This window comes from Streptomyces sp. NPDC042364 (assembly GCF_056437585.1).
This window is the reverse complement of sequence record NZ_JBWKAJ010000018.1, coordinates 140851-154884: the sequence shown is the minus strand read 5'-3', so window position 1 is coordinate 154884 and position 14034 is coordinate 140851. Positions and strand designations below refer to the sequence as shown.

Here is a 14034-nt window from a genome sequence, read left to right as displayed (position 1 = left end):
GACGGAAAGATCTCGGGCATGGCACTTCACGCGAACCAAGCCCGCGCACTTTCCTTCGACTCCGTTGCCACGCAGTACGCTGCGGCCCGCCCGGACTATCCGCCGGCCCTCTTCGACGCCGTTGAGGAGCTTGCCGGCCGGCCGCTGGCCGGCTCGGACGTGCTGGACTGCGGAGCGGGCACCGGCATCGCCACCCGGCTGATGCGCGACCGCGGCGCCCGCGTCGTCGCCCTGGAGCCGGGCGCCGGTATGGCAGCCGAGCTGCACACGGCCGAGCCGGAGATCCCGTTGGTCCGGGGCGAAGGGAACCGTCTGCCCTTCGCCGCCCGCAGCTTCGACGTGATCACCTACGCCCAAGCCTGGCACTGGACCGACCCGGTCCATTCCGTCCCCGAGGCGCTACGCGTGTTACGCCCGCACGGCGTGCTGGCCCTGTGGTGGAACCAAGCCGACATCCGCATCCCATGGGTCGCGGAGGAGGATGCCCGACTCGCGCCCTTCACCCGCAACTACCCGGCAACCGTGGCAGAGTTGTTCGCCCCGTTCCCGGTCCACGTCGCTACCCGCGAGATCCCGTGGTCGCGCCGGATCACCGTCGAGGAGCACATCCGCAACCTCGGGACCCACTCGTACTTCGCGGTCATGGACCCCGTCGAGCGGGCCGAACTCCTCGGCATGAACCGCACCGCGCTGGCACGCGTCTTCCCCGACGGCGAGCTCGACGAGCCATACCGGTGCGGACTGACCGTCGTGCGATCAGCAACCTCCCACACCTGAAGAGAACTCCACGCTCACAGCGTCGTGGAACGGTCAACACCGGAGCGGTGTCCGTTCTCGGTCTCTGGTGCACTCCTCGTATCCGTGCGTGCCTCGTGGCTTGGCCGAGGCTTCGGTCGCTGTCCTGCGGTTCATCAGTGGCAGCGAGTGGGGCAGTGTGATCGCCGCTGCGCTCCACGCCGGCAGTCGGTGGCGCCTTGCGACGGGGTGAGCATGGGGGCGAAGAACGGACGTGACCGGCGAGTGCCTCCGGTTCGGGGTGCGTCAGTTCATTCCCGACAGGGTCCTGCCGCCGGGGGCCCCGCCGGGCGCGGCAAACGGGCTCAGTACGGCCTCGATCACCCCCTTGTGACGTGGAACCGCCCTGACGCGCTGCGGCTTCCCGCCCGTCGACCGCCCCTTGCCGGTCTGGTGCGTGCGGCGCCGCGGTGCCTGTGCCCCGCCGGACAGCCTCCTCTGCCGCTTCCTGCGGACCCTCGGCTCGATCGGGCCGCACGGATCGCGGCGCAGGTCGCCTGTTCCGCACCCGAACATCTGCCGCCGGGCCACGGCCCCCTCACCGACGCACCAGCGGTGCGCCGCGGCAAGCCTCCTGACGGTTCGGCTCCCCCAGGCAACCCCGCGGAGCGCTGCCCCCTCATACCAGTCGAACCACCGGGATACTCGGAGAGGAGCATCCGTTGGCCGGTCAGTTGTCCCGCCGAAAGTTCGTGGTCTACTCGCTCGCGGCATCGACGCTCACCGTCGCCGCGTCGCTGGGCTGCGACGAGGCCACCGCGGAAGGCAGCGAGCCCACCGCGGCCACGACCCGTCGGCCGTCCGATGTCCTGGTGACCGGCACCGACGAGGAGATGCTGGTCCTCCAGGTCACCGAAGCCAACAAGGTCGTCGTACGACTGCCGCGTGTCGAGGTGGGCCAGGGAGTCACGACCGCCGTGGCCATGATGATCGCCGAGGAACTGGACGCCCGGCTCGTCGATGTCGACATCCCGCTCGCCGGCGCCCGCACGAGGGGCAACCAGTTCACCGGCGGTTCGAGTTCGGTGAGTTCGCTGTACGGTCCGGCCCGCGAGCTGGCCGCCCTGGCGCGTGCCAAGCTGGTGACCGCGGCGGCCAAGCGGTGGGATCTGCCCGCGCGCTCCCTGCGCACCCGGGACACGAAGGTGATCGCACCGGACGGGCGTTCGGCCACCTTCGGATCGCTGACCGCGAGCGCCGCCCGGATTCGGCGGCCTGCCGTGTCGAGCAAGCCCAAGCCGGCGTCCCGGCACCGGGTGATCGGGAAGGCGACGACCCGGATCGACGCCCGGGACATCGTCACCGGGAAGGCCGAGTTCGCCGGGGACCTGACGGTGGCCGGAGCGAAGCCGACCGTGGTGGCCCGGCCGCCGACGCTCGGCGGGAAGCTCGTCTCGGTCGACTCCCGGGCCGCGAAGGCCATGCCGGGCGTCCATGCCGTGGTCACGATCGCCGGTGGGGTCGCCGTGGTGGCGGAGACGTTCCACCACGCCTTCGAGGCGAGGGACGCGCTGCGGATCACCTGGGCGCCCGGGCCGCTCGCATCGCTCTCCGACACCGCGATCCGTTCGCGGCTGCGGGCCGCCGTCCCCCGGCTCGGCAAGCCTCCGCGCGGTTCGGCGCAGACGGAGGCCGAGTTCGAGTTCGCCTTCGTCAGCCACGCCCCGATGGAGGTGCTGACCGCGGTGGCGGACGTTCGTGCGAACCGGGCGGAGATCTGGTTCTCCTCCCAGACGCCGATGGGTGCGAGGGAGGACATCGCCTCCGTGGTCGGGCTGCCCGCGTCGAAGGTGAAGGTCCACGTCATACGGGGCGGCGGTTCCTTCGGCCGACGGCTGAACCACGACGCCGCGATCGAGGCGGCCCTCATCTCGAAGGCTGCGCGCCGGCCGGTCAAGCTGATGTGGAGCCGCGCCGACGACATCCGGCACGGCCGGATGCGCCCGGCCAGCCACCACCGGATCCGGGCCAGCCACGCACGGGGCCGGGTGGTGGCGTTCACTCACGCCGTGGCCTCGGTGAGCGAGGCGTACGAGGGGCAGGGGCTGTCCGTCCAGGGGGCCGCGTGGGGGCCCGCCCAGGGCCGGGTGACACCGGCCGCCGCGCACGCCGCCGGGCCGTTGCCCAGTGACAGCGGTCTGTACAACTTCGGCCGCGTGTCCGGGGACTCGGGTTCGGTCGAGCTGGCGATGCCTCTCGGCGCCTGGCGGTCGGTGGACTCGGGGACGATGCGGACCGCGGAGGAGATCGTGGTCGACGAGGTCGCGAGGAGCCTGGGCAGGGACCCGGTCGCCTTCCGGCGCAGCACACTCAGGAACAAGGCCGTCAAAGCCGTGCTCGACAAGGTCGCGGACGCCGGCCACTGGGGCCGGGCTCTGCCGGCCGGCCAGGCACAGGGCGTCGCCGTGCACGAGGAGTACGGCTCCTGTGTGGCGTGCCTGGTGGAGATCGACGCCACCGACCCGAACGAACCCCGGGTGACCAGGGTGGTGATGGCGGCCGACGTCGGAACGGCCGTCAACCCGCGCGGACTTGAGGCGCAGCTCATGGGCACAGCGATCGACGGCATCTCCACCATTCTCCGCGCCGGCCTGCACATCGACCGGGGCGCCGTCCGCGAGAGCAGTTACGCCGACTTCCGATACGCCCGCCAGCGGCACGCCCCGCTGCGCTTCGAGGCGTACATCATGCCCTCGCGGCGGGAGCCGGGCGGGGCGGGCGAACTCGGCGTCCCCGCCGCGGCGGGCGCCGTCGCCAACGCCTACGCCCGGGCGACCGGCACCAAGCCCCGCCGCTTTCCCCTCGACTTCTGACCCGACTCCGAGAAGGTGTCCATGCCCTCCTACTCCTTCGTCCTCAACGGGAAGCAGGTCACCGTCGAGGCACCTGCCGACATGCCGCTGCTGTGGGTCCTGCGGGACCTGCTGGACGTCACCGGCCCCAAGTACGGCTGTGGCGTGGGCGTCTGCCGCTCCTGCACTAGCCACCTCGACGGCGCGGACATACAGCCGTGTGTCGTTCCGGTCGCGGACTGCGCGGACCGTGAGGTCACCACGATCGAGGGACTGGCCGACGGTGAGCGGCTGCACCCCGTGCAACAGGCGTGGCTCGAGTGCGACGTCGCGCAGTGCGGCTTCTGCCAGCCGGGGCAGATCATGGCGGCGGTGGCGCTGCTGAAGAAGACGCCCCATCCGACCGACGCGGACATCGACCGCATCGAGAACGTCTGCCGCTGCGGTACGTACTCCAGGATCCGCGAGGCGATCAAGAAGGCCGCGGCGCACGGCTGACGGCCTCCGGACGGCCGTCGGGGGAGGCCGACGCCCGGCACGCGCCCGGGCTCGTCCCGGGCGTTCGCCCACGGCCGGTCCTCGCGATCCACTCCGTCCCTTGGGGTCGCCCGCGATGGCGCTCGGGCGGAGCACGACCGCGGTGCCGGTCCCGTGGGTCCGCACGGTGGCGCTCGGCGGCAATCAGCGGCGGTGAACTCCGCGGGAGCAGTCCACACGGTCGCCCCGGCAACGCCGACGGGGCCCGCCCGGTTGCCGAACCCGGAGCCAGGCGTCCGGAGCAGCGGTCCGGCTGGCCCCGCCCGCTCCGGACAGCCCGACCGAACCCCGGGGCCGGCCGGGCCAGGCCCGGCCGCCAGAGCAGCGGCGGCGGCCCTGATGTCGGAGGTGCGGACCGGAGACGGTCGTGCGAATCAGGGGCATCGCTGCGGACGGTGTGAAAGCGGTTCCGCGCCTGGCGGGCGACGGAGCCCGGCTCGCCGGCCTGGTGCCGCCCTGCCCCTGGGTGCAGGCGAGGATCAGCTGGTACCGCGTGGGCCCGTTCCCGTCGCAGAACACCCGAGCCGACGTGGTCGTCCTCGATATCAAGGAGCAGCGAACGACCGCCGCGATCACCGTCTGCCTCGCACCCGCCGACCCCGCCTGCACGGTCGCCGGCACTGCATCCGTCCACGATGAAGACGTGCCCGAACCCGAGAACGAAGGCGATGTCCTCCTGCTCACCCACCGACTACTTGCCCGCGTGCAGCTTGGTGGGCCGCCGACGGCGCGGTCCGTGGCGGGAGCGGATCGGCGGGATCCCCGCACCAAGGGCATGAAGGCCGATGCCGTCTGGCGAGGGGGAACACCGATGACGACCGCACATGCCTTGTCCGGGGGTGGGAGCGGCCCACCGCCGGAGAGCGACAGGGTCATCGCCGTACGTGAGCTGCGGATGCGCTACCGCAGCCAGGACGTACTGAAGGGCGTAGGCTTCACGGCCCGGCGAGGTGAAGTCGTCGTGCTGCTCGGCCCGAACGGCGCGGACAAGACGACCACGATCGAGGTCCTGGAAGGCTTCCGGCTGCGCTCGGCGGGTGACGTGACCGTCCTCGGCACCGATCCGGCTCGCGGGGACGAGCGGTGGCGTGCACGCCTCGGCATCGTGTTGCAGTCCTGGCGCGACCACGGCAAGTGGCGGGTACGGGAGTTGCTGTCCCATCTGGGCTCGTACTACGCGCCGTACTCCACCACCCTCGTACGACGCCCTTGGGACGTTGACGAGCTCCTCGCCGCAGTGGGGCTGACCGAGCAGGCGGACAAGCGGGTCGGGACCCTGTCCGGTGGGCAGCGCAGGCGTTTCGACGTGGCCGTCGGCATCGTGGGCAGACCCGAGGTGCTGTTCCTGGACGAGCCGACGGCCGGGCTGGACCCGGAGGCCAGGAACGAGTTCCACGGCCTGGTACGCGGGCTCGCGGACGAGAACACCACCGTTCTGCTGACCACGCACGACCTGGCCGAGGCGGAGAAGCTCGCCGACCGGATCCTCATTCTGGCCGGCGGCCGGATCGTGGCCGACGGCTCGGCCCTGGAGCTGTCCCGGCAGGCATCGGCCGAGGCCACCGTCCGCTGGACGCGGGACGGGCGGCCCTTCGAGCAGGCGACGACCGAGCCCACCCGGTTCGTCCGTCGGCTGTTCGAGGAGCACGGCGAGGCGATCGGCGGGCTGGAGGTGCGCCGGGCGAGCCTGGAGGACACCTACCTGACGATGGTGCGGGAGCTGGAGGCGGGGAGCGTTCCCGGTGGGCGGGCGGCGCAGACTTTCGGGGAGGGGTCGCGATGAGTCCGGTGTGGTACGCGGCGGGAATAGGGCTGCGGCGAGGCTGGACGGAACTGCGGCAGACCTTCACCACCGGCCAGGACGTGTTCGGGTACGTGCTCTGGACGGTCCTGCTCATCGTTCCGCTGTTCTTGCTCAGGGACGATCCGCTGAAGGGCGCAGGCATCTCGGCCGGCGCTTTCATGCTGCCGAGCATGGTGGGGATGACACTTGCGTTCACCGGGGTGATGACCACGGCGCAGCTCCTGACGACCGAGCGCGAGGACGGCACCCTGCTGCGGGCCAAGGCCGTGCCCCATGGCATGGTCGGCCACCTGGTCGGCAAGATCGTCATGGTGTCGGGGACGGCTCTCGTCTCCATGGCGCTCCCTTTTGCCGTGGGGGTGTTCCTGGTGGACGAGGTGGCCCGACAGGGCAGCGCGTTGCTGACGCTCGTGTGGGTGGTGCCGCTGGGTCTCCTGGCAACCCTTCCGATGGGCGCCGTCATCGGCTCACTCGTCGGCAGTCCGCGCACCGTCGGGTTGCTGATGCTTCCGGTGATGGGACTCGTCGTGATTTCGGGGATCTACTTCCCCCTGTCGGAGCTGCCCGGGTGGTTGCAGACCGTCGGGCAGATCTTCCCCGTGTACTGGCTCGGCCTCGGCCTCCGGGCCGCGCTGCTGCCGGCCGAAGCGGTCGCCGCCGAGATCGGCCAGTCCTGGCGGTATGTGGAGACGGTCGGGGTGCTGGGCGCCTGGTCGGTCGCGGGGCTCCTCCTCGCGCCGTCCGTCCTGCGCAGGATGGCCCGCCGCGAGTCCGGGGCCGCGATGGCGGAACGGCACCGGAAGGCGATGCAGCGGGTCGGCTAGTGATGTGCCAGGGAGGTCGGCCCGGCTCCCTGATCGGGCCGCACCGGACAGAGAGCGCCCGCCCAGCGGACGCCGGGCGGTCCTCGCCGAACCGACTCAGGGACATGCCGGCGGGGCGGCGCGAACCATGGCGGTGGATGCCGTGGCGGCCACGACTCCTGAGGTGAGCAGGCCACATAGCGGTCGAAAGATCGTGCTGGGAGTGGTCACGACCTACCTTGTCCACCACAATCCGGTGCCTTCCTGGCCGGCGTGACCGGTCCGGCCCTTCTCCCGCAGATGTTTCGGCCGAGATGGAGCGTCTGGCTTCGTCCACGGAAGACGGCAGCCCGCCGGGCAGGACACCGAGCGAAGAGTATCGGGACCCAAGCACCCTTGGTCCGACGCCAAGTGATGCCGCATCAAGTCAAAGTTGGCGAAGTCCCCTCGTCCGCCTTCCGGTGCGGGGGCTTCGCCCATATCCTCATGCGCCGACGTTACCGACGGTAAGGGGTTGGCTGTGAGCGGCACGACGCGCAGAAGGTTCCTGGGTACGGCCGCAGCCGCCGGCGGCGGGGCCGCCCTCGGCACGCCCCAGTCGGCCTCGGCCGAGAACGGCGCCAGAGCACAGTCCGTGGCCGTACTGGGCGGGGGCGTCGCCGGGCTCACGGCCGCGCACGAACTCGCCGAGCGGGGCTTCCGGGTCACGGTCTACGAACGCAAGGCTCTGGGCGGCAAGGCCAGAAGCATCGACGTACCGGGCAGCGGAACGGGCGGTCGCCGCCCGCTGCCAGGGGAGCACGGCTTCCGCTTCATCCCCGGCATTTACCACAATCTGCCCGACACCATGCGGCGCATCCCGTTCCCCGGCAACCCCAACGGTGTGCACGACAACCTCGTCGCTCCGAAGGAGATGATGTTCGCCCGGTCGGGCGGTCGCGAGGACATCAGGATCCCGCTGCCCTCACCCGGCAGCACCCCGGTCGAACTCACCCCCGACGAACTCCGCCGCGCCCTCACCTCACTGCTGGACACTGCCTTCAACCTCCCCCTCCACGAGGCCCTCTACTTCGCCAACCGCTTTCTGGTCTTCCTCACCAGCTGCGACGAGCGCCGCGACGAGGTGTGGGAGCGGACGCCATGGTGGGAGTTCGTACGGGCCGGACAGATGTCCGACGACTACCAGCGGATCCTCGCTGTCGGCATCACCCGCAACATCGTGGCCACCAAGGCGGAGGAGGCCAGCACCCGTACGGTAGCCACCCTGATGGAGGCCTTCGTCTTCAACCTCCTCGGGCGGGGCGCGGACGGACCACTGGACCGGGTCCTCAACGCGCCCACCAACGAGGCCTGGATCGACCCCTGGGTGACGTATCTGAGGACCCTCGGGGTCGAGTTCCACCTCGGCTGGACCGTACGGGATCTGACCCTGGGCGCGGGCGTGATCACCGGAGCTGTCGTGGAGGACCCGGGAGGCTCTCGGCGGACCGTTATCGCCGACCATTACATCTCGGCGATGCCTGTCGAGCACGCCCGCCGCACATGGAACGCCGCCGTACGCGCCGCCGACCCCCAACTGGCCGAGTGCGACCGGCTCGAGACGGACTGGATGACCGGCATACAGTTCTATCTGACCGAACGTACGCCGATCCTGCACGGCCATCTCAACCTCATCGACTCCCCCTGGTCGCTGACCGCGATCGCCCAAGCCCAGCACTGGCCGGGCCACGACTTCCCCGCCGACTTCGGCGACGGCGCGGTCGAGGACTGCCTGTCCGTGGACGTCTCCGAGTGGGACCGCCCGGGCATCCTGTACGGCAAGACAGCCAAGCAGTGCACCCGCGCCGAAGTCGCCCGCGAGGTGTGGGCGCAGTTGAAGGCGGCTCTCAACGACAGCGGCCGTACGGTCCTCAAGGATTCCGTGCTGCACTCCTGGTTTCTCGATCCGGCGGTGGACGGACTCGGCACGCCGCACCCTGTCAACGAGGAACAACTGCTCATCCACCCGGTGGGGACCTATCACCACCGCCCGCGGTCGGCCACGAAGATCCCCAACCTCTTCCTGGCCGGCGACTATGTCGCCGTACCCATCGATCTCGCCACCATGGAGGGCGCCAACTCCTCGGCCCGGCAAGCCGTCAACGCCCTACTGGAACGGATCGGCTCGACCGCCGAGCGGTGCACCGTGACGCCCCTGTACCGGGCCCCCGAGTTGGAGGCGCTCAAGCGGCACGACCGTACCCGACACCTCCTCCGACTGCCGAATGTCTTCGACATCGGCTGAAGGCCTTGTCCCACCGCGAGGCCCGTGACAGCACAGCGCCGTCCCGGCCGGCGAGGACCAGGCACCTGGGCACATCGGATCATCGGGATCCGGATCTGCGAACGCCAGGGCGTTGCCATCCTCGCCGACCGCGCCATACCTCGGCTATTTCCTTAAAGGGGGTGCCTCCGGAGGCCCGCGCATCACGAAACGCCCCTTACCCACCCGGTAGGGACGATCGCAGCAGTACCCCACGTGGTAGTTCCTCTCACCCCCACCCCATGTCCACATCAACAGCCTCGGCGCTGTACAGACACGCGATCGGCCCGACAGGCCCAGGGTCCACTATCACCGGATTTGAATATTCTTGCGAAAAATGTAATAGTTATGCCGCGCAAGACCTCTACCCGAGGAGCACAGCCGCATGATCCACGGAGCCCACCCAAACGCTCCTGCCACTGCCCGCAACGTGAACATCGCCCGCGCCCGCGACTGCGACAACTGTCGCGGCTGGGGAAGCGTCGTCAACCATGGACGGTTCCAGCTCTGCCCTGTCTGCCAAGGCCCGGCGCAGACTCCGTGAGGACGTTCAGCGCTCAGGAGCACCATCCCCGGCGAGCGCAACGAGGTCCGGAGGCATCCCCGCCAGTCCCCCCAGCAGCCTGTCCATGGCCACCGCGCCGGGCAGCGGTGGTAGACAACCTCCGGCGGACGGCCCGCTCGATGCCGAACGGGAACTCCAGCAGGCACACCGCGTCCTTCGTCACCGAAACCGCCGGCCCGGTGAGCTTGACCAGACGCTCCGGCAGATCCGAGGCGTAGAACCGCTCGGTCGTCCCCGTGCGGTCGTCGCTCGTCGACAGGTACGGCGCATCCTTGTGGAAGGTGAGCCCGAGCTCCGCCGCACTCCAGTCGCGGCAGCCACGCGTGTGGAACGATGCTCGCCCACCGACCCGGTCTGCTGTGCATGGCGGCGGCCGGCGCTTGTCCGACACCTCGTTGATGCTCCGAGCCGGTGTCAGGTGCCGTTCCGGCAACGGATGAGAAATCGTGTTGGCCGCCTGCCGGTGAACTGCGAAGATGCGTCCTCTGTTTCTGACCGGAGGATATTTGTTCGTCTTCGTGTGTGCGGGATGCGGCGCCGAGTTGACCACCCCGCTGTCCCAGGTCTCACTGCCGGTCCACGCCCGTCAGAAGTACGGGAACGGGACTCAGCTTCCGGTGCTCATGCAGTCAGGGGCGTTTGCCGTGGACCCGGACCCCTGGGGAGGGCCGTGGCGCACGTGGGACGAGATCGATCCGGGCGAAGCCGAGGCACGCGGCATCTACGCACCGGTATACGCCCTCTCCGACAGTACGCCCGGAGCGATCGTCATCGCGCCCGGTGACATCCGTGGAACCCGGCTGATTCCGGAGAAGCGCGGCGGTGCCTGCTGTGGCCTCGACGGAGCCGACGGGCCCAACATGGCCTGTGAGGCATGCGCCCTCCCCGTGGCGACCAGGGTCGACGACTGCTCGCTCTGGCAGGCAGTGCGGCTCAGCGCGGAGGCCGTGCGCCGCGTCCCTGTTGACGGTATCCACGCTGCGCCTGTCTCCTGGGCCGAGCTGGTGGGGAAGAGCGAGAAAACTCCCCCGTTCGAGCCGATTGCCACGTGGGGAGGCCGGTTGGGATCGAGCCACTACTGGTCGTGGAGCCCGCAGTGGGAGGCAGCAGCCGGCCAGGCGCTCGCCCACCTGCTGGTCGCCTCCCAAGGACGGCCGGTGAAGGTCCCGGGCGGTCTGACCTCGGACATCTTCCAACGCACGCTCGACGCCCTGCTGCCCGCAGGCCCCCCGAAGCGGCGCGCCGTCCTGGCTGGACCGGGACAGCCTTCCCCGGCCGCGGGCGTCGACATCCTCCTCGTACCGGTCCATCCCCAGACAGGTCGGACCTGGATCCCCGCCAGCCCGACGGCGTCGACATACCTGGTGCCCCTGCCCCTGGGTGTATGGCTGTGGCTGGTCTCTCCCCAGCACTACTTGCCGGTTCCCGCATCGGGCCGCATACCCCGAGACGTCCTCCGCGACTACCCGCTCCCGCTGCTTCCCCATTGCCTGTTCCGGGTCGACTGGGGAACGTTCCAGCACACCTTGGTCCGGCTACCAGCCGTGCGTAGTCCGTGGCTGCGCACAATCCTCGATACGCTCACACAGGGCAGATCGGCAGACTTCTTCTAGTGTGATGCGCCAGAAACACTGAGGGTTGATTGGTCCCTTCTTTTCATGGCGCATCGAGGCCCGGGTTTGCCGCCACCACCTGGCCGGCCTGCCTGACGGCGTGGTGTGGTGGCCCGGGCGCCGACCGGGCCGGCGCCTGGCTCACCCAGCAGGCCGCCCGCCGGCCCTGCTCCAGCCCGCGCAACGGGACCTCGTCGACGAACTCATCAACCTGGCCGGTTACGTGCCCGGCTGGCGGCCACGGATCTCCGATGAGGCCTGCAGATCCTGTCCGCGCTGCCGACTCCGCTCCCCCACCACGGCGGCCGCCGCCGCAGCGACCGCCAGATCCTGGAGGCCATCGTCCACATCGCCTGCACCGGCCAGCCGTGGACCCACCTCCCCCAGGCCCTGGGCCCTGGGCCCTTCCATGCCTGCCTCCGCCGCCACCAGCTCTGGACGCAGGACGGCACCCTGGCACTCGTCAGCCACGCTGTGCTGCCCGAACCTGACACCGGCCGGCAGCAGCACCTGGCCGCCCATATCGCGTCGGCTGCGCGGAGCAGATGATTCTTGGCCGGGCCACCGGGGGGCGGATCGTGGGGCGGGACGCGGTCGTCTTCCCCGAGGTGGTGACCGTCGCCGACACGCTGCTGGACCCGGCCATGGCCCAGTCGGCCTGGCTCGCCAGTGGCGCCCTGACGGTGCCGCCGCACTCGACCTGGTGCGCGCCGACGCCTGGCAGACCGGCCAACCACTCGCCCTCACCAGAACCTCCCGCTTCACCCGGCTCCGCCCCGCATAGACAACCGCCGAATTCGACAACGATGTCCGACGAGGGACACCATCCAGGAACCCGCGCGCCTTCCCCTGCGGTACCGAGGAACTACGTACTCGCACACGTAGTCACCGCCGTACGGCCATGGCGGGAAACACGTAACTCGCAACCCAACCGGCAATCCTTCGCGGTCAGAGCACTAGTCTCTGCGCCCATGCATCCTTCACAGCCGTACGCCACGCCCGCCCCGATGGGCGCTGCACCGTCGCCCCGGCGTCGGGCCCCTTTGATCGCCGCGCTGGCCGTCGGCGTCGTGTTCGGGGGCGGTGGCGTGGGTACCGCATGGATACTCTCCGGGAGCGACGGTGGCTCCGGGTCTGACGCTGCGGCCGACGCGATCGCCGCCTGCGGGGCACTCGACCGGCTCGACGAGTCGAACAGCGCGGCCGAAGGCGCGGCAGGTGACATATCGATCCGTCAATGGTCGGCCGCGCAGTTGCTGGCCGAATCAGCTGCCGCGGGCGACCCGACGTACAAGCCGCTCTCGACGGCCCTGGCCAATTCACGCAACTATTTCGCCGAAACGCTTGATGTCGGCGGCGAGGTCAAGGCGGAATTGACCAAGGCCCGCCGCATCTGTGACGACCTCTGATCTCGCCGGTATACCAGGGTTCTCCGACCTGACGGTGCTCTGACCCCGAGTTGGACATTCCCACCCAACGGCGAAGTACCTTGTAGACGATTACTGTAGATCCATCCGGTGGGAAGCTCTAGTTGATGTCGATCTTGGTCTGCCGGACGGCACATCCAGCTGGCAACCGATATGTCCTCGGCCAGCGCGACGTGCTTCTCCAGCAGGCGCAGCGACCAGCGGGCGTGTCCTTGGGGCGGCTTCGAGCAGGCCAGCGCAATCAGCCTTGCCTCGACCTCGCCGGTCACCGGCGAGGGCACCGGCGGCAGTGCGCGTTCCTTCCGACCGACCGTGGCCCACACATCGCCGCCGGTCTCCGCGAACCGCTTCGAGATCAGGCGGACCGAATCGCACGAGACCCCGACCCGCTCCGCGATCACCGCCCGCGCAGCGACCTCGCCGACCGAGGTGTCCAACGCGAGCAGCACCCGCGCCCGCCTGATCATCGACGCGCTGCGGACCCCCGTCGTCGTCACACGCTCCAACGCACGACGGTCTTCGGCACTCAAGACAACCGGATACTTCATCTGCGAGGACACGGCACCCCTGCCCGGCCGAACGCAGGCTCAAGCGAAGCCTGCCCGCCCCAACTCCACCAACCAGAAAGACACTTAGTCGCGACAATCTACTCGCTGCCCGGCAATCGAGCACCGTCAGATTCTCGTCCCTCGCGAAGCGGTCGACATCGGCTGTCCAAGCTCGGGTTCTGGCTCAGGTGCAGTGGAGTGGTCACGGCGAGTGAGCGAGCCGCTGCCGAATCAGACGCGCTCGGAGCCGGGGTGAGGTGAGCTCCAGAGCCCGGTTGTCCTGTCCGGCAGCCATGTGGTCGAGCCATCGTTCATACCAGGCGAGGAAGTCCGGGGCCGAGGAAACATTCGGGCCCCAGAAGCCGTCTGCGTTGCCGATGAGCATGCGCCCGGTGAGAGGCCCGGTAATGCCTATGAGGACGAGATCGCTGCAGCCGCGTTCGATGACGTGTAGGAACACGTCACCACGGCGGGTGGGGCGGTAGGCCCGGCTGAATCCTCTTGAGCCCGTGCTGGCGTCTGTGGGGTTCATCGTGAAGGGCGTGCAGTCCCCCAACGGGATCAGTCCGTAGTACGGAGACGCACCACTGCCGCCCATGTGGGTGAGGAAGTCTCGATAGGGCTGCGGGAGTTCCACGTCATGCTCGGCCTGAAAGGCATCTGCCTCACCGGTGGTGAGGCGCGGGCCGAGACGGAATTCGTGCCGCTCCTCCCCGAAGGAATGACTTCGGTCGGGCGCGTAGGGGATGCGTGCCAGCTTGCGTCGCAACCGCGGGATACGGCAGTCCATGCGAGCTCTTCTCTCGTGTCGCCCGCAATCTATCGCGCGGCACCAGAGCTCATCCTGG

10 protein-coding genes and 1 pseudogene are annotated in these 14034 nt (G+C 69.7%); 9 read left to right on the top strand and 2 right to left on the bottom strand.

The window, feature by feature from the left end; all coding sequences use genetic code 11:
• Positions 1-18 precede the first annotated feature (18 nt).
• From AC067N_RS29620 to AC067N_RS29580, 9 genes are all read left to right on the top strand, one after another.
• Positions 19-777 carry a class I SAM-dependent methyltransferase gene (locus tag AC067N_RS29620; protein ID WP_478681949.1) on the top strand — a complete coding sequence of 253 codons (759 nt, stop codon included), beginning with the start codon at positions 19-21 and terminating at the stop codon, positions 775-777.
• A gap of 710 nt (positions 778-1487) precedes the next feature.
• Positions 1488-3608: a xanthine dehydrogenase family protein molybdopterin-binding subunit gene (locus AC067N_RS29615; RefSeq protein ID WP_478681975.1), complete on the top strand. Its 2121-nt coding sequence runs from the start codon at positions 1488-1490 to the stop codon at positions 3606-3608.
• 21 nt (positions 3609-3629) lie between these two features.
• On the top strand, positions 3630-4085 hold the full coding sequence (locus tag AC067N_RS29610) for a (2Fe-2S)-binding protein (protein ID WP_478681948.1): 456 nt from the start codon (positions 3630-3632) through the stop codon (positions 4083-4085).
• Between the two features lie 850 nt (positions 4086-4935).
• A complete protein-coding gene (locus tag AC067N_RS29605) occupies positions 4936-5907 on the top strand; it encodes an ABC transporter ATP-binding protein (protein ID WP_478681974.1) in 972 nt (323 codons plus the stop codon).
• On the top strand, positions 5904-6752 hold the full coding sequence (locus tag AC067N_RS29600; protein WP_478681947.1) for an ABC transporter permease: 849 nt from the start codon (positions 5904-5906) through the stop codon (positions 6750-6752). Before AC067N_RS29605 ends, AC067N_RS29600 begins: the two co-directional genes overlap by 4 nt.
• A 499-nt stretch (positions 6753-7251) precedes the next feature.
• Positions 7252-9015 (top strand): hydroxysqualene dehydroxylase, encoded by a 1764-nt coding sequence (locus AC067N_RS29595; RefSeq protein WP_478681946.1) that lies wholly within the window; start codon positions 7252-7254, stop codon positions 9013-9015.
• Between the two features lie 1089 nt (positions 9016-10104).
• Positions 10105-11211 (top strand): hypothetical protein, encoded by a 1107-nt coding sequence (locus AC067N_RS29590; protein WP_478681973.1) that lies wholly within the window; start codon positions 10105-10107, stop codon positions 11209-11211.
• Between the two features lie 258 nt (positions 11212-11469).
• Positions 11470-11760: a transposase gene (locus tag AC067N_RS29585; protein ID WP_478681972.1), complete on the top strand. Its 291-nt coding sequence runs from the start codon at positions 11470-11472 to the stop codon at positions 11758-11760.
• Positions 11761-12182: 422 nt separating this feature from the next.
• Positions 12183-12620: a hypothetical protein gene (locus AC067N_RS29580; protein WP_478681945.1), complete on the top strand. Its 438-nt coding sequence runs from the start codon at positions 12183-12185 to the stop codon at positions 12618-12620.
• A gap of 188 nt (positions 12621-12808) precedes the next feature.
• On the opposite strand, the pseudogene AC067N_RS29575 reads toward AC067N_RS29580, so the two are convergent.
• Together AC067N_RS29575 and AC067N_RS29570 are read right to left on the bottom strand one after the other, a co-directional pair.
• A pseudogene (locus AC067N_RS29575) lies at positions 12809-12907 on the bottom strand (helix-turn-helix domain-containing protein); the annotation flags it as partial.
• A 481-nt stretch (positions 12908-13388) separates the two neighbouring features.
• Positions 13389-13976 (bottom strand): SMI1/KNR4 family protein, encoded by a 588-nt coding sequence (locus AC067N_RS29570; RefSeq protein ID WP_478681944.1) that lies wholly within the window; start codon positions 13974-13976, stop codon positions 13389-13391.
• Between the last annotated feature and the right edge of the window lie 58 nt (positions 13977-14034).